Source organism: Micromonospora sp. NPDC053740 (assembly GCF_040677775.1).
In the GTDB taxonomy this organism is placed as follows: domain Bacteria; phylum Actinomycetota; class Actinomycetes; order Mycobacteriales; family Micromonosporaceae; genus Micromonospora; species Micromonospora alfalfae.
Genome location: NZ_JBFASO010000002.1, coordinates 1 through 21,662 on the forward strand (window position 1 = coordinate 1; position 21,662 = coordinate 21,662).

Sequence of the window (21,662 nt, forward strand, 5' to 3'; positions counted from 1 at the left end):
CCGAGTCGATCAACGCCGGCGGCCCGCCACCGCGTGACCGCACTCCACCCGCCACGGCCCGACCCCCACCCACCCCGGCCCGACCCCCACCCAACCCCGGCCCGACCCCCACCCAGCCCGGCTCGATCCCGCCCAAACCCGCGCTGGGCCAACCCCCAGGCCTTGATCGACTCGGCTTTCAGAAAACCGCGCCGTCCGCCCGACCGGGACACCCCGACCTTCAGGAACCCGAGTCGATCAAGGCGACTACACACGTCGCGTATGACCTGAACACCCTTCTCGTCCCTTGTGGGCGTTTTGCGTGGCACAGGCGATTACGTTGCTTAGAGAGTTTTCTCCCCACATATCGTGACCAGTTGCGATTCGGGCTCGTTGCCCAAGACGTGGGGGTTGCACTGAGAGACGCACGGCGTTCGGTCACCAGTTGGTGCCGACGCCACACCATCGGTGGTGACGGGGCGGTGGCAGCCGTCCGTCGCGGACAGCGGCAGGGCGAGCCGGGAATGCTCAGCCGCGAACAGGAACTCGAATTGATCGACACGCTGCGGGGCGTCCATCCCGACGAGTTCGGCCTGGACGAGGAGTTGTGGACGCGGCAGAGCCTCACCACGCTCATCCAACGGCGCTTCGAGCTGCCGCTGGACACTGGCGCGGTCGGGGCGTACCTGCGGGCCTGGGGGTTGGGTCCGCGGGAGCCGCGCGAGCGGGCCTGCGGGCTCTGCGTCAGCGCGGTCGAGCGTTGGGTCCGCAGCGAGTACCCGGGGATCACCCGGGCCGCCCAGGAGCACCTCGCGGAGGTCTACTGGATCGGGCGGGTCCGGCTGCGCGGCACGATGCCGGCCGCCGACGTGATCTCCGCTGTCTCGTCCCGCGGTCGGGTGCGCTTCATGATCACTACGCCGACGGTGGACCCGCCGCTCCCCCGCGACTTCGTGCTGCGGCTCAGTGGCGAGGAGCAGCGCACCGTCCACCTGATCGTGGACGGGTCCTGGCCGCGCAACGAGTGGCCGCGCCGGCTCCCCCGGCGAATCGTCCTGCACCCGCTGCCCAGTTGCGGGCGGGCGGTAGCCGCCTGAGCGCCGGGTGGGCCGGTCCGACACGATCGGCCCACCCGATACCGATTCGGCGTACGCAGGGGAGGTTTGCTAGTCTTCTCCAGTCGCTGAGCCCCCGTAGCTCAGGGGATAGAGCACCGCCCTCCGGAGGCGGGGGCGCAGGTTCGAATCCTGCCGGGGGCACCAAGATTGACCAGCACGACAGGCTCCTGACCAGAAATTCGGTCAGGGGCCTTCATCGTTTTGGCGGAGCACAGGCCAGAATGTCGATCATGCTGTTTCTCGGTCTGCTCCTCGCCGCGCTGGGTGGGGCGGTCATGGCGACAGTCCTCACCGTCCGTGGGTTCCGCGCGACGTTCAGGAAGAGCGAACGGTCGGGTCGCCTGCGCACTGCGGCGCTGCTCCTCGGTGCGGGTGCCGTCGCCCTGTACGCATGGGGCCTGCTCCACCTCGGTTACGCGGTGATGCAGGCCGAGGACGGTGGCGCCGGATCCGCCCCGGTCGGGCCCTGTCGCCAGGCCGGGCCACAGGTGGCGAGCCTGGTCGTCGGTTACGACGTCAGCTTCCTACCGCTGCACTTCGAGTGCCGCCTCAGCGGTGGCGGCGCCTACGTGACCTCGTCCGTGCCCGGGTACGTCACCCCGGCCACTGTCGGCCTCGGTCTGGTCGCCGCCACCTGCGGAGTCCTCGCCAACACGACGGCACGCCGCGTCCAACCACCGGTGGCGTGAATGGCGGCCGTCAGGTGCCGACGTACGCCGCCAGGTGCTCGCCGGTGAGGGTGGAGCGGGCGGTGACGAGGTCTGTGGGCGTGCCCTCGAAGACGATCCGCCCACCGTCGTGGCCTGCGCCGGGGCCGATATCGATGATCCAGTCAGCGTGCGCCATGACCGCCTGGTGGTGCTCGATGACGATCACCGACTTGCCGGAGTCGACAAGGCGGTCGAGCAGCCCGAGCAGTTGCTCGACGTCGGCCAGGTGCAGGCCGGTGGTCGGCTCGTCGAGGACGTAGACGCCGCCCTTCTCAGCCATGTGGGTGGCCAGCTTGAGCCGTTGCCGCTCCCCGCCGGAGAGCGTCGTGAGCGGCTGCCCGAGGCTCAGATAGCCGAGCCCGACGTCGGCGAGCCGGTCGAGGATGGCGTGCGCCGCCGGCGTACGGGCCTCGCCTGCGCCGAAGAACTTCTCGGCCTCCGTCACCGACATGGCGAGCACCTCGCTGATGTCGCGACCACCGAAGCGGTATTCCAGCACCGATGCCTGGAACCGCTTGCCCTCGCAGTCCTCGCAGGGGGCGGCGACGCCCGCCATCATCCCCAGGTCGGTGTAGATGACGCCAGCGCCGTTGCAGCTCGGGCAGGCACCCTCGGAGTTGGCGCTGAACAGCGCCGGCTTCACCCCGTTGGCCTTCGCGAACGCCTTGCGGATCGGGTCGAGCAACCCGGTGTACGTGGCCGGGTTGCTGCGCCGTGAGCCGCGGATCGCGCCCTGGTCGATGGAGACCACGCCCGCGCCGGCCGGTATCGAGGAGTGCACGAGCGAACTCTTGCCCGAGCCGGCGACGCCGGTCACGACGACGAGCACCCCGAGGGGTACGTCGACGTTGACGTCCTGGAGGTTGTTGGCAGTGGCGCCCCGGATCTCCAGTTTGCCGGTGGGTGTCCGGACCGTCTCCTTGAGGGCCGCCCGGTCGTCGAGGTGGCGGCCGGTGATGGTGCCGCTGGCCCGCAGACCTTCCACTGTGCCCTCGTAGCAGACGGTCCCGCCCTCGGTGCCGGCGCCGGGGCCGAGGTCGACGACGTGGTCGGCGATGGCGATGGCCTCCGGCTTGTGCTCCACGACCAGGACGGTGTTGCCCTTGTCGCGCAACTGGAGCAGCAGCTCGTTCATTCGTTGGATGTCGTGCGGGTGCAGCCCGATCGTCGGCTCGTCGAAGACGTAGGTGACGTCGGTGAGCGAGGAGCCGAGGTGGCGGATCATCTTGGTGCGCTGCGCCTCACCGCCGGAGAGGGTGCCCGACGGTCGATCGAGCGACAGGTAGCCCAGCCCGATCTCCTCGAACGAGTCGAGGAGGTGTTGCAGGCCGGCCAGCAACGGGGCCACCGACGGGTCTTCGATCCCGCGTACCCAGGCGGCCAGGTCGCTGATCTGCATCGCGCACACGTCGGCGATGTTCAGGCCCTTGATCTTCGACGACAGGGCCTCCTTGCTGAGCCGGGTGCCGGCACAGTCGGGGCAGGTCGTGAAGGTCACCGCGCGCTCCACGAAGGCGCGGATGTGCGGCTGCAACGCGTCGATGTCCTTGGCGAGGAAGGACTTCTGGATCGACGGGATCAGGCCCGCGTACGTCAGGTTGATCCCATCGACCTTGATCTTGGTCGGCTCCCGGTGGAGCAGGTCGTGCAGCTCCCGCTTGGTGAACTTGGCGATCGGCTTGTCCGGGTCGAAGTAGCCGCAGCCCCGGAAGATCCGGCCGAACCAGCCCTCCATGCTGTAACCCGGGATGGTGATCGCGCCCTCGTTGAGCGAGAGGTTGTCGTCGTAGAGCGCCGACAGGTCGATGTCGGTCACGGCACCCCTGCCCTCGCACCGCGGGCACATGCCACCGAGTCGGTTGAAGGTCGCCTTCTCGGTCTTCGTCTTGCCGACGCCGCGATCGACCGTGATCGCCCCGGTCGCCTTCACCGAGGGAACATTGAAGGAGTACGCGTTGGGCGGGCCGATGTGCGGCTGCCCGAGCCGGCTGAACAGGATGCGCAGCATCGCGTTGGCGTCGGTGGCGGTGCCGACGGTGGAGCGGGAGTTGGCGCCCATCCGCTCCTGGTCCACGATGATCGCCGTGGTCAGGCCATCCAGCAGGTCAACCTCGGGTCGCGCCAACGTCGGCATGAAACCCTGCACGAAGGTGCTGTAGGTCTCGTTGATCATCCGCTGGGACTCGGCAGCGATGGTGCCGAACACCAGCGAGCTCTTGCCGGAGCCGGAGACACCTGTGAACACCGTCAGCCGCCGCTTCGGGATCTCGACGCTGACGTCCTTGAGATTGTTCACCCGCGCGCCCTGCACCCGGATCAGGTCGTGGCTGTCGGCGACGTGCGGCGCGGACGGCTGGATGGCCGTGCTCATCGTCTCTCCATCTGTCGGGCGCGCGGGACTCAGCGCACTTCCTGAATGCGGACCATATTGCCGGCCGGGTCCCGGAAGGCACAGTCGCGCACGCCGTACGGCTGCTCGGTCGGCTCCTGGACGACCTCGGCGTCGCTGGCCTCCAACTTGGCGAAGGTGGCGTCGAGGTCGGTGGTGGCGAGGTTGACGCCGAAGTAGCTGCCCTTGGCCATCAACTCGAGGATGGTCTGCCGCTCGTCGTCGGTGATGCCGGGGTTGGCGGCCGGCGGGTGCAGGACGATGGCGGTGCTGGGTTGGCCGACCGGCCCGACCGTGATCCACCGCATCCCCTCGTACCCGACGTCGAGGCGGACCTCGAAACCGAGGATGTCGCGGTAGAAGACCAGCGAGGCCTCCGGGTCGGTGTGCGGCAGGAAACTCGAATGAATGGTGATGTCCATGCTGGTCACGCTAGTTGCGCCTCGGTGACCTGCGCTTCTCGATTCCTGACCGGTCTGGTCACCTGCTTCGCCACGCACGACGGCATCCCCGCCGTGGCCTGCGCCGCCTGCCGCCGGTAGACGCTGGGTGGCACACCCACCAGCTCGGTGAAGCGGGTGCTGAAGGTGCCCAACGACGAACAACCGACAGCGAAACAGACATCGGTGACGCTCAGGTCACCACGGCGCAGCAGGGCCATCGCCCGCTCGATCCGTCGGGTCATCAGGTAGCTGTACGGAGATTCGCCATAGGCGAGCCGGAACTCGCGGCTGAGGTGCCCGGCCGACATGTGCGCGCCGCGGGCGAGCGCCTCGACGTCCAGCGGAGACGCGTACTCCCTGTCGATCCGGTCGCGGACCCGGCGCAGCCGCGCCAGGTCGGCCAGTCGCTGGGTCGCGTCGGATTTGCTGCTCACCTGCGAAATCGTGCCACAACCCACCGACAATCGACCGCTCGCCGGGCGCGAGCGGAGGCCGACGAGCCTGGTCAGCCGGCCTCGCGGCGGGCGCGGGCCCGGCGCTTCCCCTCGTGCATGGCCTGCACCCGGGCCACCGGGATGGTCCGGCCCTCGGCGACCAGATCGGCGGGGAGCTGTTGCGGTGCCGGCATCAGCGCGGCCCACGGGTCGCCGTCGGCGAGCAGTGCTGGCGCGGTCCGGATGGTGAAGTCGGCGGGGGTCACCTCGGTCAGCTCCGCCCAGTCGACAGGGAACGAGACCGGCATCCCTGGCCGCAGCCGGGGGCTGTACGCGGCGGCCACTGTCGCTCCACCCGCCCGGGTGGCGTCCACGAAGACCCGGCCACCCCGGTCCTCCTTGATGTAGGCAGTGGTGGCCAGCGCCGGGTCGAGCCGCTCGGCGCGGACGGCGAGTGCCCGGGTGGCGGCGGCCAGCTCCTCGGCCGTTGGTTCGTCGGTCACCGGTACGAAGACGTGCACGCCCTTGGCGCCGCTGGTCTTGACGGCACCGGCCAGGCCGGCGTCGGCGAGCGCCTGACGGACCAGCAGGGCGGCGTCGACAGCCGCGCGGAACCCGTCGCCGTCCGGCGGGTCCAGATCGAGGATCAGGTGGGTCGGGCGGTGCAGATCCGCCACGGTGGCCAACGTCGGGTGGTACTCCACGGCCCGCTGGTTGGCGAACCAGAGCAGGGTGCGGCGGTCGTCGCAGAGGGCGTACGAGATCTCCCGGTGTGACGCCTCCGCCCAGACCGGCGCCCGGCGGACCCAGTCCGGGGTGTAGCGGGGCAGGTTCTTCTGCATGAACGGCGGCTGGCCGGGGCGGACCCTGATCACCGACAGCGGCCGGCCCCGCAGTTGCGGGAGGATCCGGTCCCGGACCGCGTCGAGGTAGTCGACCAGGTCACGCTTTTTCGCGCCGTCGCGGTCGGACAGCGGCTGGTCCAGGTTGGTCAGGGCCACGCCGTCCCGGGTCTCGTCAGCCTCGCTCACCCGACCACCCTCCCGGCCTGGATGCCGTCGGTCAACCGGACGCGGCGCTTCGGTACGGATCGATTCCGACGCCCACCCCGGGCGGGCCTGACGGGTCGGTGGCCGACGACGGCCGGGCCGGGCGTCGGGGCACCGTGGTCAGCGCCACCAGCCACGCGGCGACCACCAGACCGGCGGCCACGGCGAACGCGGTCCGGTAGCCGCCGGCGAGCGCGGCGGTCTCGGCCCAGCCGGCGGCCCTCAGCGCGTCGCTGCGGGTGGCCGCCAGGGTGGCCAGCGCGGCCAGGCCGACCGCTCCGCCGACCTGTTGGGTGGTGTTGGCAAGGCCGGAGGCGAGCCCGGCGTCGGTGTCGGTCGCGCCGGCCATGGCCACCGTGGTGACCGCCGGCAGGGTCAGGCCGCCGGCCACCCCGAAGATCAACATCGCGGGGAGTACGTCAGCGACGTAGGCGCCGTCGGAGGGCAGCCGGGCGAGCAGGAGGAAGCCGACGGTCGCCACGCCGAGCCCGACCAGCAGAACCATGCGGGCACCGAAGCGGGCGACCAGCCGACCGGCCAGGCCGAGCGAGACCACGGCGATCACGACAGGGGTGGGCAGGAAGGCCCAGCCGGTCGCGGCGGCGTCCAGCCCCAGCACCAGTTGCAGCTCCACGGCGAGCAGGAACTGGAATCCGAAGTACGCGCAGACCATGAGGAACTGCACGGCGTTCGCCGCCACCAGGCCCGGGACGCGCAGCACCCGGGGCGGCACCAGCGGGGTCGCCGCCACCCGCTGGCGCAGCGCGAACCCGCCGAGCAGCAGCGCCGCGAGGGCCACCGCGCCGAGCGTCCGGGGGTTGGTCCAGCCGTGCTCGCCGGTGCCGACGATGCCCAGCACGGCGGCCATCAGACCGGCGGTGGCGAGCAGCGCGCCGGGCAGGTCCAGGCCGGCCCGCAGGCCGATCCCTCGTTCGGCCGGGATTCGGCGGAGGGCCGCGATGAGGATAGCCGCCCCGATCGGCACGTTGACCAGGAAGATCGTCCGCCACCCGGCGGCCTGGGTGAGCACCCCTCCGGCGACAGTCCCGACCGACGCGCCGGCCGCGCCGGTGAAGCTGAAGACGGCGATGGCGCGGGCCCGCTCGGCCGCTTCCGGGTAGAGCCGGACGATCATGCCGAGGCTGACCGCCATGGCCAGCGCACCGCCGACGCCCTGCCCGAACCGCGCGCCCACCAGCACTGCCGGCCCGCTGGCGACCGCGCAGGCCAGCGAGGCCGCTGTGAACAGCGTGACCCCGGCCAGGAAGACCCTGCGCCGGCCCAGCAGGTCACCGAGCCGGCCGGCGAGCAGCAGCAGTCCGCCGAACGCGACAAGGTAGGCGTTCACCACCCAGGCCAGGCCGGCGGCGCTGAAGCCCAGGTCGCGTTGGATGGCGGGCAGCGCCACCGCGACGACTGTGCCATCCAGGATGATCATCAGGCTGCCGGCGCAGAGCACCAGCAACGCCGGCCAACGGGATGGGACGACACGTTCCACGAATCCTCCTTGGTGCACGATTTGTTACCGAGGCCATCGTCTGTGACCATGAGGCGGAGCGGAAGGAGGCACTTTGATGTCCCAGAGGAACAGCGATGTGTCCGCGCTGGTCGAGGCCGAGTTGACCTGCTCAGCCGGGAACGTGCCGTTCACCCCCGGTCAGGCTCGGGCGTGCACCGTCCGCGAGGTGCTCGACCGAGTCGGCGGCAAGTGGAGCATCGGCATCCTGGTGGCCGCCTCGCACGGGCCGGTGCGCTTCACCGAGCTGGAGCGGCACATCGAGGGGATCAGCCGCCGGATGCTCACGCTGACCCTGCGCAACCTGGAGCGGGACGGCCTGCTGCACCGCACTGTCTACCCGACCGTCCCGCCCAAGGTCGAGTACACCGCCACCCCGATGGCGCTGGAGCTCTACGAGTCGCTGGTGGCGCTGACCAGCTGGGCCGAGCGGCACCGGCGGGCCATCGCCGAGGCCCGGACCAGGTACGACACCCAGCACACCCGATAAGCCGCCAAGGGGTGTGGTGAACGCCACCGCTTCCATCTGACCGATCGGTCAGGGTCTGACCGATCGGTCAGGCATGCTGGTCTGCGGGAGGTGGACCGGCATGGTCAGAGCGGTACCCGACACGCACGGCGAGATCCTCGCCGCCGCGGCGCGGCAGTTCACTGTGAGCGGATACCGGGGCACCTCCCTGCAGGACATCGCCCGGGAGGTCGGCTGTTCCAAGGCCACGGTGCTCTACCACTTCGCCAACAAGGAAGCCCTGCTCGCCGAACTGATGGCACCCGCGATCGCTGTGCTCCGCAACCTCGACGACCAGCTCAACGGCCTGACCGGAGCGGCCGCCCAGGAGGTCGCCGCACAGGGCTTCGTCGACCTCGCGGTCCGGTTCCGGCAGGAGATCGCGGTACTGCGCGGCGAGTTCCCGGAGCTGCTGTGCCAGCCGGCCTTCGCGCACATCCAGGAGATCTCAGACCGGCTGCGGGACGCGTTGGCCGGGCACTCCGACCGGCCGGGCGCCCGGATCGCCGCGCTGGTCCTGCTCGCCGGCATCTCCGAGGCATGCGCCGAGTTCGCCGACATCCCCGACGACGAACTGCGCCTCGGCCTGCTCACCCTCGCCCGGCGGGCTGTCGAACCCGTCAACGCACCACTGCCCCATCCACCCACGACCGAGGACAAGGACTCCTGATGGCCACCCTGCTCTACCGGCTCGGCCGGGGCGCGTTGCGCCGGCGACGGCTCGTCGTCGCGCTCTGGCTCGTCGTACTCGTCGTCGCCGGCCTGGCCGCGGCGACCCTGCGCGGCCCGACGGCGAGCAACTTCACCATGCCCGGCACCGAAAGCCAGCGCGCGCTCGACCTGCTGGCCGACCAGTTCCCCGCAGCCAGCGGCGCCACCGGCACCATCGCGGTCAAGGCGCCCGCCGACGGCCAACTGGCCACCCCGCAGGGTCAGGCAGTGGTGCAGGAACTCGTCCAGCAGGCCTCGGCACTGCCCGGCGTGGTCGGCGCGGTCAACCCGCTCCAGGTCGGCGCGGTCTCACCCAACGGCCGGTACGCGCTGGTCCAGGTCCAGTTCGCCACTGGCGGGGACGACGTGACCGACGAGCAGCGCACCGCGTACGAGCAGGTTGGCGCGGCGGCCAAGGCGCAGGGCTGGCAGGTCGCCCCCGGCGGTGAGGTGCTCGGCGGCGAGCCGGAGATCGGCTCCACCGAGGCGCTCGGCGTGCTTGTCGCCGCGATCGTCCTGATCATCACGTTCGGTTCCCTGGTCGCCGCCGGCATGACGATGCTCAACGCGCTGATCGGCGTGGGCGCCGGCATGGCCGGACTGTTCGCGCTGAGCGGCGCCGTCCAGCTCACCAGCACCGCGCCGATCCTGGCGCTGATGCTCGGTCTCGCTGTCGGCATCGACTACTCACTCTTCATCACCTCCCGACACCGGCAGAACCTGCTCGACGGCCTGTCCCCGGAGGAGGCGGTCGGCCGGGCCGTGGGTACCGCCGGCTCGGCAGTGGTCTTCGCCGGCGCCACAGTGGTCATCGCCCTGGCCGGGCTCGCCGTGGTCGACATCCCGTTCCTCACCGTGATGGGTCTCGCCGCCGCCGGCACTGTCACCGTCGCCGTGCTGGTCGCCATCACCCTCCAGCCGGCGCTGCTCGGCTTCGCCGGTCGCCGGGTGCTCCCCCGCCGGCTGCGCTCCGTTCCCACCGACGGCACCGTCGCCGACGAGGACGACTCGGACGTCACCGACCGGCCCGCCGCGGCCAAGACCACGACCACGACCACGACCGAGGAGCGCAACCGGTTCGGTTTCCGCTGGGCGCGACTCGTCACCAGGTTCCGCGTACCGGTCATCCTGGTCGGCCTGCTCGGCCTGGGGCTGCTCGCGCTGCCCACGCCGGACATGCGGCTGGCCCTGCCGGGCGCAGCGACGGCCGCCGTCGGCTCACCCGCCCGGGTGGCGAACGACCTGACCGTCGAGGGCTTCGGGGCGGGCTTCACCGGCCGGCTCGCGGTGGTGGTCGCCGGTGACACCCCACAGGCCACCTCGGCCGCCGTGCCGCAGGTCACCGCCCTGCTCCAGCGCACCGAGAACGTCCTCGCGGTGGCGCCGCCCCAGCTCAGTCCGGACGGCCGGACCGCGCTGCTCGGCGTGGTCCCGAAGACCGGCCCGACCGACGAGGCCACCGAGACCCTGGTGCACGACATCCGTGGCGCGGTGAGCGGAATCCCCGACGCGGACGTGCTGCTCACCGGCGTCACCGCCATCGGCATCGACGTATCCGAGAAGCTCTCCGACGCGCTACCGATCTACCTGCTGCTGGTGGTCGGTCTCTCGGTGCTGCTGCTGATGCTGGTGTTCCGTTCGCTGCTGGTGCCGATCAAGGCAGCGCTGGGCTTCCTGCTCACCGTCGCCGCCACGTTCGGCATCACGGTGGCCGTCTTCCAGCAGGGACACCTCGCCGACCTCGTCGGCCTGGACACGCCCGGCCCGCTGATCAGCTTCCTGCCGATCCTGCTCATCGGCATCCTGTTCGGGCTCGCCATGGACTACGAGGTGTTCCTGGTCTCCCGGATGCGGGAGGACTTCGTCCACGGTGAGACCGCCCGACAGGCCACCATCAGCGGCATGGGGCACGGCGCACGGGTGGTCACGGCCGCCGCGCTGATCATGATCTCGGTCTTCGGGGGCTTCGTCTTCCTGGAGGACCCGGTGATCAAGTCGATGGGCTTCGCGCTCGCCATCGGCGTCGCCATCGACGCGTTCGTGGTCCGGATGACAATCGTCCCGGCGGTGATGTCGCTGCTCGGCGACCGCGCCTGGTGGCTGCCGCGCTGGCTCAACCGCGTCCTGCCCAACGTGGACATCGAAGGCGAGGGCCTGCGGACCCACCTCGAAGACCGCACCCCCACGCACGTCTGACCCGCACCACCCCGGTCGATCATGGAGTTGTGGTGCCCGTCGTGCCCCGATCAGAGGCCTTCGTCCAGCACCACAACTCCATGATCGACGCCATCAGGCACTGCGTCAGACGCCGGCCGGGTAGGTCTCCATCTCGCCGGGGGCCGCTGGCACCGGCAGTGGGTGCAGGGCCGTGGTGTCGTCGCACCAGATGAAGGCGTCATAGCGGTCGCCGAGCCGGGTGGGCACGTAGTTGCCCCAGGACTCGAACGACGGGTCGTAGACGACCCCGATCGCCCGGTGGTCCACTGTCTCGGTGACCCAGCCCGGCTGGTCGTCACCGCCGAAGATCAGCACCGCCCGCTCCGGCATCAGCTCGTGCAACCGCCGCTCGATCGAACCCTCCCGAGCCGGGGGCACCACCATCGCCTCGGGCGGCGAACCCCAGCGGGGTGCGGCGATCACGGTGCCCCGGTAGCTGCCGAAGCCGACCAGGGCCACCGCGTCCTCGCCGTACCGCTCCCGGGCCAACTGACCAATGTTGACCATCCCGTCGGCGGCCATGTCGGTGGCCCGCGCATCCCCGACGTGCGTGTTGTGCGCCCAGACGATGCCCCGGGCGTCGGGGCCGTAGCGGTCCAACAGCCGGTCCAGGGTGTCCTGCATGTGGGTGTCGCGGATGTTCCACGAGTCCGGCCCGCCGGCCACCATCGCCCGGTAGTAGCGCTCGGCGCCGGCCACCACCTCCGCGTTCTGCCAGGCCGAGAAGCGGTCCGGGCCATCGGAGAGGGCGTGTTCGCGGGTCCGGGCGAGCAACCGGACGACCTCCTCCTCGCACCGGGCGGAGACGAAGCGGCTGGCCGCGCCATACTCCTCGACCCTCTTGCCGTACGGCTCGAAACACCGGTACGCGTCCTGCGCCGCCTCCAGCGACTTCGGATCCTCCTCCCCCAGGTAGTCGAAGATCGCCTGCATCGACTCCCAGAGGCTGTACACGTCGAGGCCGTGGAACCCGGCCCGCTGCTCCTCCGGCCGCTCCACGTTCCAGGCCCGCAACCAACTGGCGAACCGGGCCACCTCGGCATTGGCCCACATCCAGGTCGGCCATCGCTCAAACTGGTGGAGGGCGAGCTGCGGTTCGAGCGCGCCGCCGGGCGAGGCGGTCACCGAACGGTGCACCCGGTCGCAGTCGGGCCAGTCACCCTCCACCGCGACGAAGGAGAAACCGCACTCCGCGATCAACCGGCGGGTGAGCTGCTCGCGCAACCGGTAGTAGTCGTAACTGCCGTGGGTGGACTCACCGATCATCACCACCCTGGCGTTCCGAACGCGCTCCAGCAACGGGTCGAAATCGCTCGGCGCGCCGAGCCGCTGAACCAGCATGCCAGCGGCTACCCGGCCGCCGCTGCGGCAAACCGTGCGCGCAACGCGGGCCGACACGCCGGCCGCCGGGCCGTCGTGGGCCCAACCAAGCCGGTGTACGACCACCGCGAGCGGGTAGCCGGCCGGCATGACCGTCACCGGGGTTCAGTTGCAGGAGTACCTGGCCGGGCTCGACTACCCGGTCTCCCGGGAGGACCTGATCCGCTGGGGTCAGGAGAACGGGGCCAGCACAGCGATGTTGCAGATGCTGCAGGCACTGCCACCCGACCAGTTCAATTCCCCCGACGAACTAAACGCCGCCCTCTCCACCCCCACCTAACCCCCCACCCACCCCACCCACCCACCCGGCCCCGGCCCCGGTCCAACCCCGTTGATCATGAAGTTATTGCCATCCGCCACGGCGTGTCGCGCCGCTAACTTCATGATCAACGGGAACGGCGGGTGGGGTTGGGGTTAGGGGACGGGGATGGTGCGGGATTCGGTGCGGGCGGTTTCGGCGGCGGCGAGGATGCTGACGACCTCGCGGCCGAAGCGGACGTCGCAGCGGTGGTCCCGGGTGCCGGCCCGCACCTGCTCGACGAGCTGGTCGATGGCGACGCCGAACGCGGTGGCGGCGTCGTTCTCGCCGAACGGGACGTTTTCGATGCCGTTCTCGCCGTAGAACACGAACTCCCGGGCCATCGACTCGGTCGGGGCGTCCAGGGACAGCGAGGCGCTGCTCGTGGCACCGCCCTCGTGGGTGAGCAGCAGATGCACCATCCCGCTCGGTCCGTCCATCGCCGCCACCTGGGTCACCCGGCCCAGCACCGGCAGGAGGATCGAGAGCGCGTGCGGGGCGATGTCCCAGAGCGCACCGTGCTCCCGACGCCACAACGAGCCGCCGTACGGGCTGCCGTCCTGGAAGATCGAGGCGAACGCCGTGGTCCGGCCGTGCTGCCAGCCCCCGGCGGCGGCGGTGGCGGCGAGGAACGCCGTCACGTTCGGCTGGAACCGCTGGGTGAAGAAGACGACCGAGGCGACCCCGGACTCGTCGGCGGCGGCCACGACGCGGTCGGCGTCGGCCACGCTGAGCGCCAGCGGCTTGTCCAGCAACAGGTGCCGGCCGGCGCGGGCGGCCCGGACCGCGATGTCGGCCTGGATGTCCGGCGGCAGGGCGACGGCGATCGCCTCGCACTGCTCGATCAGCGCGTCGACGTCGGCGTAGGCGGGCACCCCGTACCGCTCGGCCAGCGCGGAGGCCCGCTCCGGGTTGCGGCCCCACACCCCTACCAGTTCCGCGTCGGGATGTGCGTGCAGCGCCTTCCCGTGCGTCTCGATCGCCCAGTGACCGGTGCCGAACAAGCCGAACCGCAGCACGTGTACCTCCGCTGTTTCCCCGCACCGCGACAACGCCACGGACGTGATCCACGCTAGTCGCCCGGGCGGCCATGACGGCGGCGGGTTCGACCAATCGAAGCAGCTCACCTTCATTTCCGGGTCGGTGGTCGAGCTGACCGCCCGGCCGTCGGCGCGTCGGTCCGCCCGTGGTCTGCCGGCCCCGCCCGCGCGCCGCTGTCGGCAACGTCAGGTCCGATCTCCGCCAGACCCGGCAGCCGCGGCGAGGCAGTCTCGACGGCATGCAGAGCACCAATCCAGCGATCACCAGCGGTGTCGTGACGTTTGAACACTGGTACGACTTCACCCAGGGCGGCCCCGTGCACCGCGCGCTGCTGCCGTTTCCGTCGACGGCGCCCGCCCCGTTCGAGGTCGCTCGCTGGTCGGTGGCCCCGAACACCTCCAACGACCTCGACGTCCACCGGTCCCGCGAGGTGTGGATCATCGTGTCCGGGACCGGCACCGTGACGTTCGCCAACCAGACGAGGGTCTTGCGGGCCGGAGACGTCGCGGCGTTCGACAGCGGAGTGCCGCACCAGATCACGAACGACGGCCCGGACCCGCTCCTGGCCGTCTCCGTCTACTGGCTGCAAGCAGGCGACTGACGCCCGGTGGGCACCGGGAACTGCGGGCACCTCGACCTGCGCGTCACACGTGGAGAGGCAGCGCGGCCCTTTACTACGACGGTTAGTAGGCTGGGCCGGTGACCGAGGCAACGACCGGGTGGTGCCGGTGACCAGCGTGGGCGCCGATTCGCCGGTGGACGGGATCGTCGCGACAGTGCCGATCGTGCTGTCACTGCTCGTCGCGGCATGGGCGCTGGTGGCGGCGGTACGCCACCGACCGCCGGACCGGATGCAGTTCGTCGGCCTGGCCGTACTCGAAGTGGCGTTGTTGGTGTTGACCGTGCTGGCGCTCGTCGCGGTCGGCGGCGGGGATCGGCCCGGCGAGCCTGGCGCCTTCTTCGGCTACCTGGTCACGCTGGTGTGCCTGCCGCCACTGGCCTGGGTGCTGGCCCGGATGGAACCGACCCGCTGGGGCTCGGCGATCGTGTGCGCGGTCTGCCTGGTGACCCCGGTGGTGGTGGTCCGCCTGCAGCAGACCTGGGAGGTGCTCGGTGGTTGAGACAGGACCGGCTCGGCAGCGAACGAACTCCGGCCCGGGTCGGCTGTTGATCGCTGTCTACCTGCTCTTCGCCATCGCGGCGACGAGTCGGGCGGGTTTGCAGATCGCCACCAAGTTCGACGAGGCGCCGGTGGCGTACCTGCTCTCCGGGGTGGCCGCGCTCATCTACATCGTGGCGGCGGTGGGGTTGGCCCGCGCCGGGCACACCGGCCGTCGGGTCGCGCTGGCGTGCTGCTCGGTGGAACTGGTCGGGGTGGTCGCGGTCGGCATTCTGAGCCTGGTCGACAAGGACCTCTTCCCGGACGAGACGGTCTGGTCGCAGTTCGGTAGCGGGTACGGCTACATCCCACTGGTGCTGCCGGTGCTCGGCCTGATCTGGCTCTGGCGCACCCGTCGCGCACCCGCCTGACCTGCCGCACCCGCTGACCCGCCGCGCACCCGCCGATCGGGCGTGGACCCGGCGACGAGGGCGCCGGCTCATCTGCCGGAGCGCCCTCGTCGGGAGTACGGGGTCAGTCCCGGGGGCCACCCGCGACGTAGATGACCTGACCGGAGACGAAGCCTGCGCCCTCGCTCGCCAGGAACGAGATGGTGTGCGCGACGTCCTCCGGCCGCCCCGGGCGGCGGACCGGGATCTCGGCGGCGGCGTGCTTCTGGAAGTCGTCGAAGTCGACCTTCATCCGGGCGGCGGTGGCCGCTGTCATGTCGGTGACGATGAAGCCGGGTGCGACAGCGTTCACTGTCACCCCGAACGGACCCAGCTCGATGGCCAGCGTCTTGGTGAAGCCCTGCAGACCGGCCTTGGCGGCGGCGTAGTTCGCCTGGCCCCGGTTGCCCAGCGCGGAGGTGCTGGAGAGGTTGACGATCCGCCCCCACTTCCGGTCCACCATGTGCTTCTGGGCGGCCTGGCTGAACAGGAACGCGCCGCGCAGGTGCACCCCCATCACCGTGTCCCAGTCGGCGTTGGTCATCTTGAACAGCAGGTTGTCGCGGAGCACACCGGCGTTGTTGACCAGCACTGTGGGCGCGCCCAGCTCGCCGGCGATCCGGGTCACCGCCGCCTCGACCTGGTCCCGGTCGGACACGTCCGCGCCCACCCCGAGCGCCCGGCCACCGGCGCCGGCGATGGCGTCCACCGTCTCCTTGGTGGCCGTCTCCTCGATGTCGACCACGGCGACTGCCATTCCGTCGGCGGCCAGCCGTCGGGCGGTGGCCGCGCCGATGCCGCGTGCGGCTCCGGTGACGATGGCGACGCGGGACTCCTCCGACATGATTACCTCCCGGTAACTTGGGGTCGATCGGAGGAGCTTAACCTCAACAGGCCGACCCTCGGCATAGGCGAATCCACCGGTATCCGTAGCCGGAGACCTTCACCGCGCCGAGCTTTCCCAACTCTCCGTAGCCACGGTCGGCGAGCACGTCGATCGGGAGGTCGGCCTCCGATTCGAGGCTGCTGAGGTCCACCTCGACGTCGTCGGTGCCCAGGTTGTGCACGAAGACCATCGTCCCGGTCGGCCCGTCCGCCCGGTGCGTCAGCACGCCCGGCGGCACCGGCACGTCGATGTGGCTGGTCGAGCCGGAGCCGATTTCCGGCGCCTCCCGCAGCGTACGGATCATGCGCTCGAACCAGGCGAGCAGCGATTTCGGGTCGCCCCGCTGGGCGGTGACGTTCACGTTCTGGTAGCCGAACTCACCCTTGTCGATGACCGGGCGGACCAGCTTCTCCGGGTCCGCGGTGGAGAAGCCGGCGTTCGGCTGGTACGACCACTGCATCGGGGTACGGATCGCGTCCCGACCGCGCAGCGACAGGTCCTCACCCATCCCGATCTCCTCGCCGTAGCGCAGCACCGGCGTGCCGCGCATCGAGAACTGGAGGGCGTACGCCAGCTCGATGCGCCGCCGGTCGTTGCCGAGCATCGGGGCGAGCCGGCGACGGATACCCCGGTCGTAGATGCGCATGTTCTCGTCCGGACCGAACTCCGCGTACACCTGGTTGCGCTGCTCGGTCGTCAGCCGGGACAGGTCGATCTCGTCGTGGTTGCGCAGGAAGGTGGCCCACTGCCCACCGACCGGCAGCTTCGGGGTGTCGTGCAACGCGTCGATCAACTGCTCCGGGTCCTGCCGGGCCAGGGAGAGCATGAGTCGCCCGTTGAGCATGAAGTCGAAGAGCATGTGGATCCGGTTGCCGGAACCGCTGGCGTCGCCGAAGAACGTCGGTAGCTGGTCCGGCTCGACGTTCGCCTCGGCCAGCAGGACTGCATCGCCGCGGCGCCACTGGACGTGCTGGCGCATCTCGGTGAGGAACTCGAAGTCCTTCGGGGAGTTCGGGTTGCCCGGCTCGGTCAGCTCGATGATGAACGGCACCGCGTCCATCCGGAAACCGGAGACACCGAGCTGGAGCCAGAACGACATGATCTTCTTGATCTCGGCCCGGACCTGCGGATTGGCGAAGTTGAGGTCCGGCTGGAACTTGTAGAACCGGTGGTAGAACCACGCCTTTGCGGTGCGGTCGTAGCTCCACGTCTCGTCCTGCTCGCCGGGGAAGACCATGCCCTGGTGCCTGTCGTCCGGCTCGGTGTCGGACCAGACGAACCAGTCCCGGTACGGCGAGTCCGGCGACGAGCGGGCGGATTGGAACCACGGGTGCTCGTCGGAGGTGTGGTTGACCACCAGGTCGATGATCACCCGGATGCCCCGGTTCTGCGCCTGGTGCAGCAGCTCGGCGAAGTCGCCCAGGGTGCCGAAGCGCGGGTCCACGTTGTAGAAGTCGGTGGCGTCGTAGCCGTCGTCACGGTTGGGCGACGGGTGGATCGGGTGCAGCCACAGGCAGGTCACCCCGAGCCGGGCCAGGTAGTCCAGCCTCCCGATCAGCCCACGGATGTCACCGACACCGTCGCCGTCAGAGTCGGCGTACGTGTCGATGTCGAGGCAGTAGACGACGGCTTCGGAATACCAACGGTCACCCATGCCGAAGGAACATCTCCGTTCGATCACCGCGGCAAACCAACCCGGCGGGCCACACCTCGTGGTGGGCTACCGTGCCGGTCATGGAGATCGACCTCGTACCGCCGAGCGAACTGTTGGACTGGTCCCGGGGCAGTTGGCTGCACCCGCCGGTACGCGTCGAGGAGGGCCCGGCCGGCGAGTTGGTCGTCGAGCCGGCGGCGAACAGCGACTTCTGGCGGCGGACCAGCTACGGCTTCGTCCACGACAACGGCCCGGCCCTGCTGGCGCCGCTGCCGGTGGGCACCGCCATGGAGGTGAGCTTCCGGCTCGACTTCTCGACACAGTTCGACCAGGCCGGTGTCTTCGTCCGCGTGGACGAACGGACCTGGACCAAGGCCGGTGTCGAGGTGAGCGACGGTGAGGCGCAGCTCGGCGCGGTGGTGACCCGGGAGTTCTCCGACTGGTCGGTGGGGCCGGTGCCGGACTGGGCGGGCCGGGAGGTGACCGTCCGGGTCAGCCGGGCCGGTGACGCGCTGACGGTCCGCGCGCGGGTCGACGACGAGCCGTGGCGGCTGGTCCGGCTCGCCCCGCTGGATCCGACGGCCGAGGCTGTCGCCGGCCCGTTCTGCTGCGCGCCGTCCCGCGCCGGTCTGACAGTGGTGTTCACCGGTTGGCGGCAGGGGCCGGCGGACACCGCCCTGCACCCGGAGCACTGAGCGCAGGTGTAGTTCGCGCCCCGGTGGGTATGACCCTCCGATCCCCGACCGCCGACCGGAAGGACGACCATGGCGTACGCCCAGGCTGGCGACCCGTCCGAGTTCACCGGGTTGACCGGCTGGGTGGCCTCGGTGATCGAGGTGATGGGCCCGGTCGGAGTGGCGTTGCTGGTGGCGCTGGAGAGCATCGTTCCGCCGATCCCCAGTGAGATCGTGCTGGCGCTCGCCGGTTTCCTGGCGCACGAGGGCGAGTTCAACGTCTTCCTCGTGGTGCTGGCCGCCACGGTCGGTTCGCTGGTCGGCGCGTTGGTGCTGTACTGGCTGGGCGCGGCGCTCGGCGAGGAACGGCTCAAGCGCTGGTTGGACCACATCCCGCTGGTGGACAGCGACGACCTGGAGAAGGCCGACAAGTGGTTCGAGCGGCACGGTCGGTGGGCGGTGCTGATCGGCCGGGTGGTGCCGGTGGTCCGCAGCCTGGTCTCCGTGCCGGCCGGGGCCAACCGGATGCCGTTGGGTGAGTTCATCCTGCTCACCACGATCGGCAGCGGGGTGTGGAACGGCCTCATCGTGGGGGCCGGTTACGCGCTCGGGAGCCGTTGGCAGGATGTCGAGCGCTACAGCGACTGGTTCAACTACGCGATCGTCGCGGTCTTCGTCGTGATGGTGGCCAGTTGGGTGATCCGCAAGGTTCGCAAGCGTCGGGATCGCGACGACCGGCGGTCGGTGACCGCCGGTCGCTGATCCACGTCACCGCCTACCGCCGGCGTCCTGACCGGACGCCGGCGAGCGCGGTCAGGGCAGGGTGTCCAGGTGCGGGCCCACAGTGTTGGCGAAGCCGTTGCCGTTGCTGACGTCCCAGTTCACCGACCAGGTCATCGCGCCCCGGATGCCGGGGTAGGTGCGCGGTGGGCGGAAGCTGCCGCAGTTGGTGCCCCGGGCGAGGCAGTCCAGGGCGGCGTTGACCACGCTGGGCGCGACGATGCCGCCGCCGGCCGCCCCCGCTCCGGCGGGCAGGCCCAGGCCGACCTGGTCGGGGCGGAGCCCGGCCTCCAACTGGATGCAGGCCAACGCGACGATGAAGTTCACGGTGCCCTGGCCGTACGCGGCGTTCTGGTCGCAACCGAGCATCGCGCCGGAGTTGTAGTACTGGGTGTTGACGACGGTGAGGATGTCCTTGATGTCGAGCGCCAGCTTGAAGTAGCCGCCGGCCGGGTTCTGCATGTCGATGGTCTGCGGCGCCATCGCGATGATCAGCCCCGACCCGATCTTGGCCCGTAGCGCGCGCAGCGCCTGCGCCATGTACGTCGGGTTGAGCCCGTTCTCCAGGTCGATGTCGATCCCGTCGAAGCCGTACCGGGCGATCAACGCGGCGGCCGTGTCGGCGAACGCGGCGGCCGAGGCGGCGTTGTTCACGCTGACCCGGCCGGTTTCACCACCGACGGAGAGGATCACCCGCTTGCCCCGGCTGTGCAGGGTGCGGACGTCGGCGGTGAAGTCCGCGTCGGTGTAGCCGCCGAGCGAAGCGGCCAGCCCGCTGTCGACGCCGAAGGTGAGCGCGCCGGGCGTCGCGGTGGCCTCGGCGAAGGCGACAGCCACCAGGTCGTACTCGGCGGGGACGTCGCGTAGCCGCAGCTCGACGGCCGGGTTGTCGAAGTTGTGCCAGTACCCGGTGAGCAGGTGTTTCGGCAGCCCACCGGTGGGCGGGTCGGTCGGCGGCGGGGTGGTCGGCGGGGGCGTCGTCGGTGGCGGCGTGGTGGGTGGCGGCGTGGTGGGTGGGGTGCCGCCGCCGCAGGACGCGCCGTTGAGCTGGCAGCCGCTCGGTGAGCCGGGGCCGCTGGCCAGGAAGCCGAAGGAGACCGACGCGCCCGGGGCGATGGTGCCGTTCCAGGACCGGTTGGTGAAGGTGTGCCGCTGGCCGGATGAGCTGAGCAACGCGTCCCAGTAGCTGCCGAGGGTGGTGCCGGACGGCAGGTCGAAGACGAGGCTCCAGCCGTTGATGGTCGAGCTGCCGCCGTTGGTGACTGTGTACTTCCCCTCCCAACCCGAGCCCCACTCGGCGGTCTTGACGAAGCTGGCGGTGGCGCCTGCGGCGTACGCGGGCAGCGCCACCCAGGCCGCGCCGAGTGTCGCAGCGAGGGCGGCGACGAGGGACAGGACAAGGGATCTGGAGCGTTTCATGCGACCCTCCGGGCCCGGACGGGCATTTATGGACGTCAACGTTGCTGCCAATTATTAAGACAGTTAACTGTTTCTGTCCAGGGGGTGCGACGGGACCGCCTGCGGACGGCGGAGCACCGCCTGCTCAACTGCCGACCACACGCTCGTGGTCACCAGGTAGATCACCGCGGCGAGCGGCAGCACCAGCGCCACCAGCACTGTCGTGAACGGCAGCAGGGGCAACAGCCGGCCGAGCGTGGCCGCCCCCGGTCCCTCGGTCGGCGTACCCGCCACCGTGCCCACCGCCGCCGACGCCCGCCGAGCCCGCCGCGACGACCACCAGGCCACCGCCAGCAACACCACAAGCAGCACGCCGAACAGCGGTCCGGCCGCACCGGCCAGCCCGTCGCTGAGATGGTGACCCAGTGGCACGCCGGCCAACCGCTCGTCCAGCAACCCGGTGCCGCCCTCACTGGTGCTGAACAACCGGTACAACACCAGCAGGAACGGTGCCTGGATGAGCAGCGGCAGGCAGCCGGCGATCGGGTTCGCGCCGGCTGCCCGGTACAACGTGAACACCTCGCGCTGAAGCGTCGCCGGGTCGTCCGCGTACCGCTGCTGGAGCTCACGCACCTGTGGGGCGAGCGCCGCGCGGCGCCGCTCGCCGCGGACCTGCGCGACGGTCAGCGGCGAGATCAGCAGGCGGACGGCGATGGTGAAGAGCACGATGGCGGCCGCGGTCGCCCCGCCGCCGGCCAGTGGTTCGAGCAGCTCGGTGAGCCAGGACAGCGCGCTGCCGGCAGCGGCGACAGCGTCGTGCAGTGGTGCGAAGGCAAGCATGGGAAACCCCTCGGTCCGATTCCGGTGAGGCCCTCCCCCGGGCGGTATCCGCTCAGCAAGGGGGGCCGGTGACGGCGGGATCGGCCGCG

At 70.6% G+C, this 21,662-nt stretch carries 22 protein-coding genes and 1 tRNA gene; 12 read left to right on the forward strand and 11 right to left on the reverse strand.

Translation table 11 applies throughout. The annotated features are described in order from the left end of the window. Positions 1–383: 383 nt before the first annotated feature. The 3 genes from AB0K35_RS04520 to AB0K35_RS04530 all read left to right on the forward strand — a co-directional run bounded on the left by AB0K35_RS04520 (position 384) and on the right by AB0K35_RS04530 (position 1,786). Positions 384–1,076 (forward strand): winged helix-turn-helix domain-containing protein, encoded by a 693-nt coding sequence (locus AB0K35_RS04520; RefSeq protein ID WP_238670588.1) that lies wholly within the window; start codon positions 384–386, stop codon positions 1,074–1,076. A 90-nt stretch (positions 1,077–1,166) separates the two neighbouring features. After that, a tRNA-Arg gene (locus tag AB0K35_RS04525) sits at positions 1,167–1,241 on the forward strand. 86 nt (positions 1,242–1,327) lie between these two features. After that, positions 1,328–1,786, forward strand: a complete 459-nt coding sequence (locus AB0K35_RS04530; RefSeq protein WP_363883788.1) for a hypothetical protein — start codon at positions 1,328–1,330, stop codon at positions 1,784–1,786. A gap of 10 nt (positions 1,787–1,796) precedes the next feature. Here the strand turns inward: AB0K35_RS04530 and AB0K35_RS04535 are convergent, their stop codons facing one another. From AB0K35_RS04535 to AB0K35_RS04555, 5 genes are all read right to left on the reverse strand, one after another. After that, on the reverse strand, positions 1,797–4,178 hold the full coding sequence (locus AB0K35_RS04535; RefSeq protein ID WP_238670556.1) for an excinuclease ABC subunit UvrA: 2,382 nt from the start codon (positions 4,176–4,178) through the stop codon (positions 1,797–1,799). A gap of 29 nt (positions 4,179–4,207) precedes the next feature. Further along, on the reverse strand, positions 4,208–4,618 hold the full coding sequence (locus AB0K35_RS04540) for a VOC family protein (RefSeq protein WP_238657381.1): 411 nt from the start codon (positions 4,616–4,618) through the stop codon (positions 4,208–4,210). Between the two features lie 5 nt (positions 4,619–4,623). Further along, positions 4,624–5,073 (reverse strand): helix-turn-helix transcriptional regulator, encoded by a 450-nt coding sequence (locus AB0K35_RS04545; protein WP_238670557.1) that lies wholly within the window; start codon positions 5,071–5,073, stop codon positions 4,624–4,626. A 71-nt stretch (positions 5,074–5,144) separates the two neighbouring features. Continuing rightward, positions 5,145–6,104: an ATP-dependent DNA ligase gene (locus AB0K35_RS04550; RefSeq protein ID WP_363883791.1), complete on the reverse strand. Its 960-nt coding sequence runs from the start codon at positions 6,102–6,104 to the stop codon at positions 5,145–5,147. A 31-nt stretch (positions 6,105–6,135) separates the two neighbouring features. Beyond that, positions 6,136–7,620, reverse strand: coding sequence for an MFS transporter (locus tag AB0K35_RS04555; RefSeq protein ID WP_238670559.1), 1,485 nt, complete (start codon positions 7,618–7,620; stop codon positions 6,136–6,138). 73 nt (positions 7,621–7,693) lie between these two features. Between AB0K35_RS04555 and AB0K35_RS04560 the strand changes: the two genes are divergently transcribed. The 3 genes from AB0K35_RS04560 to AB0K35_RS04570 all read left to right on the forward strand — a co-directional run bounded on the left by AB0K35_RS04560 (position 7,694) and on the right by AB0K35_RS04570 (position 11,053). Continuing rightward, complete coding sequence (locus AB0K35_RS04560) at positions 7,694–8,128, forward strand: helix-turn-helix domain-containing protein (protein ID WP_238670560.1); 435 nt, start codon at positions 7,694–7,696, stop codon at positions 8,126–8,128. Between the two features lie 100 nt (positions 8,129–8,228). Further along, positions 8,229–8,816: a helix-turn-helix domain-containing protein gene (locus AB0K35_RS04565; RefSeq protein ID WP_363883794.1), complete on the forward strand. Its 588-nt coding sequence runs from the start codon at positions 8,229–8,231 to the stop codon at positions 8,814–8,816. Further along, complete coding sequence (locus AB0K35_RS04570; protein WP_363883796.1) at positions 8,816–11,053, forward strand: MMPL family transporter; 2,238 nt, start codon at positions 8,816–8,818, stop codon at positions 11,051–11,053. Before AB0K35_RS04565 ends, AB0K35_RS04570 begins: the two co-directional genes overlap by 1 nt. A gap of 105 nt (positions 11,054–11,158) precedes the next feature. Here AB0K35_RS04570 and AB0K35_RS04575 read toward each other — a convergent pair whose 3' ends face one another. Then, the gene (locus AB0K35_RS04575) at positions 11,159–12,415 is read right to left on the reverse strand and encodes an erythromycin esterase family protein (RefSeq protein ID WP_363883798.1); all 1,257 of its coding nucleotides are present in this window, start codon (positions 12,413–12,415) and stop codon (positions 11,159–11,161) included. A gap of 127 nt (positions 12,416–12,542) precedes the next feature. Between AB0K35_RS04575 and AB0K35_RS04580 the strand changes: the two genes are divergently transcribed. Further along, positions 12,543–12,734, forward strand: coding sequence for a DUF2795 domain-containing protein (locus AB0K35_RS04580; protein ID WP_238670564.1), 192 nt, complete (start codon positions 12,543–12,545; stop codon positions 12,732–12,734). A gap of 134 nt (positions 12,735–12,868) precedes the next feature. Here the strand turns inward: AB0K35_RS04580 and AB0K35_RS04585 are convergent, their stop codons facing one another. Next, positions 12,869–13,771: a Gfo/Idh/MocA family oxidoreductase gene (locus AB0K35_RS04585; protein WP_238670565.1), complete on the reverse strand. Its 903-nt coding sequence runs from the start codon at positions 13,769–13,771 to the stop codon at positions 12,869–12,871. A gap of 260 nt (positions 13,772–14,031) precedes the next feature. Here AB0K35_RS04585 and AB0K35_RS04590 point away from each other — a divergent pair, with 260 nt between their 5' ends. The 3 genes from AB0K35_RS04590 to AB0K35_RS04600 all read left to right on the forward strand — a co-directional run bounded on the left by AB0K35_RS04590 (position 14,032) and on the right by AB0K35_RS04600 (position 15,323). Further along, positions 14,032–14,394, forward strand: a complete 363-nt coding sequence (locus AB0K35_RS04590) for a cupin domain-containing protein (RefSeq protein ID WP_363883800.1) — start codon at positions 14,032–14,034, stop codon at positions 14,392–14,394. Positions 14,395–14,521: 127 nt separating this feature from the next. Next, positions 14,522–14,914 carry a hypothetical protein gene (locus tag AB0K35_RS04595; protein WP_238670567.1) on the forward strand — a complete coding sequence of 131 codons (393 nt, stop codon included), beginning with the start codon at positions 14,522–14,524 and terminating at the stop codon, positions 14,912–14,914. Then, positions 14,907–15,323, forward strand: coding sequence for a hypothetical protein (locus AB0K35_RS04600; RefSeq protein ID WP_238670568.1), 417 nt, complete (start codon positions 14,907–14,909; stop codon positions 15,321–15,323). Before AB0K35_RS04595 ends, AB0K35_RS04600 begins: the two co-directional genes overlap by 8 nt. Positions 15,324–15,426: 103 nt before the next feature. Here the strand turns inward: AB0K35_RS04600 and fabG are convergent, their stop codons facing one another. Then, a complete protein-coding gene (fabG, locus tag AB0K35_RS04605) occupies positions 15,427–16,185 on the reverse strand; it encodes a 3-oxoacyl-ACP reductase FabG (RefSeq protein ID WP_238670569.1) in 759 nt (252 codons plus the stop codon). A 43-nt stretch (positions 16,186–16,228) separates the two neighbouring features. Continuing rightward, complete coding sequence (locus tag AB0K35_RS04610; protein ID WP_238670589.1) at positions 16,229–17,881, reverse strand: alpha-amylase family protein; 1,653 nt, start codon at positions 17,879–17,881, stop codon at positions 16,229–16,231. An 80-nt stretch (positions 17,882–17,961) separates the two neighbouring features. Here AB0K35_RS04610 and AB0K35_RS04615 point away from each other — a divergent pair, with 80 nt between their 5' ends. Beyond that, positions 17,962–18,576, forward strand: coding sequence for a DUF1349 domain-containing protein (locus tag AB0K35_RS04615; protein WP_363883803.1), 615 nt, complete (start codon positions 17,962–17,964; stop codon positions 18,574–18,576). 69 nt (positions 18,577–18,645) lie between these two features. Then, complete coding sequence (locus AB0K35_RS04620; protein WP_238670571.1) at positions 18,646–19,317, forward strand: DedA family protein; 672 nt, start codon at positions 18,646–18,648, stop codon at positions 19,315–19,317. A gap of 51 nt (positions 19,318–19,368) precedes the next feature. Here AB0K35_RS04620 and AB0K35_RS04625 read toward each other — a convergent pair whose 3' ends face one another. After that, a complete protein-coding gene (locus tag AB0K35_RS04625; protein WP_363883805.1) occupies positions 19,369–20,754 on the reverse strand; it encodes a cellulose binding domain-containing protein in 1,386 nt (461 codons plus the stop codon). 63 nt (positions 20,755–20,817) lie between these two features. Beyond that, on the reverse strand, positions 20,818–21,573 hold the full coding sequence (gene yidC / locus AB0K35_RS04630) for a membrane protein insertase YidC (protein WP_238670573.1): 756 nt from the start codon (positions 21,571–21,573) through the stop codon (positions 20,818–20,820). Positions 21,574–21,662: the final 89 nt, after the last annotated feature.

Coding starts and splice junctions, on each gene's coding strand:
- AB0K35_RS04570 (WP_363883796.1), top strand. CDS start 8,816: ATGGCCACCCTGCTCTACCGGCTCGGCCGGGGCGCGTTGCGCCGGCGA.
- AB0K35_RS04535 (WP_238670556.1), bottom strand. CDS start 4,178: ATGAGCACGGCCATCCAGCCGTCCGCGCCGCACGTCGCCGACAGCCAC.
- AB0K35_RS04530 (WP_363883788.1), top strand. CDS start 1,328: ATGCTGTTTCTCGGTCTGCTCCTCGCCGCGCTGGGTGGGGCGGTCATG.
- AB0K35_RS04610 (WP_238670589.1), bottom strand. CDS start 17,881: ATGGGTGACCGTTGGTATTCCGAAGCCGTCGTCTACTGCCTCGACATC.
- AB0K35_RS04615 (WP_363883803.1), top strand. CDS start 17,962: ATGGAGATCGACCTCGTACCGCCGAGCGAACTGTTGGACTGGTCCCGG.
- AB0K35_RS04620 (WP_238670571.1), top strand. CDS start 18,646: ATGGCGTACGCCCAGGCTGGCGACCCGTCCGAGTTCACCGGGTTGACC.
- AB0K35_RS04625 (WP_363883805.1), bottom strand. CDS start 20,754: ATGAAACGCTCCAGATCCCTTGTCCTGTCCCTCGTCGCCGCCCTCGCT.
- AB0K35_RS04590 (WP_363883800.1), top strand. CDS start 14,032: ATGCAGAGCACCAATCCAGCGATCACCAGCGGTGTCGTGACGTTTGAA.
- AB0K35_RS04580 (WP_238670564.1), top strand. CDS start 12,543: ATGACCGTCACCGGGGTTCAGTTGCAGGAGTACCTGGCCGGGCTCGAC.
- AB0K35_RS04540 (WP_238657381.1), bottom strand. CDS start 4,618: ATGGACATCACCATTCATTCGAGTTTCCTGCCGCACACCGACCCGGAG.
- yidC (WP_238670573.1), bottom strand. CDS start 21,573: ATGCTTGCCTTCGCACCACTGCACGACGCTGTCGCCGCTGCCGGCAGC.
- AB0K35_RS04565 (WP_363883794.1), top strand. CDS start 8,229: ATGGTCAGAGCGGTACCCGACACGCACGGCGAGATCCTCGCCGCCGCG.
- fabG (WP_238670569.1), bottom strand. CDS start 16,185: ATGTCGGAGGAGTCCCGCGTCGCCATCGTCACCGGAGCCGCACGCGGC.
- AB0K35_RS04575 (WP_363883798.1), bottom strand. CDS start 12,415: ATGCTGGTTCAGCGGCTCGGCGCGCCGAGCGATTTCGACCCGTTGCTG.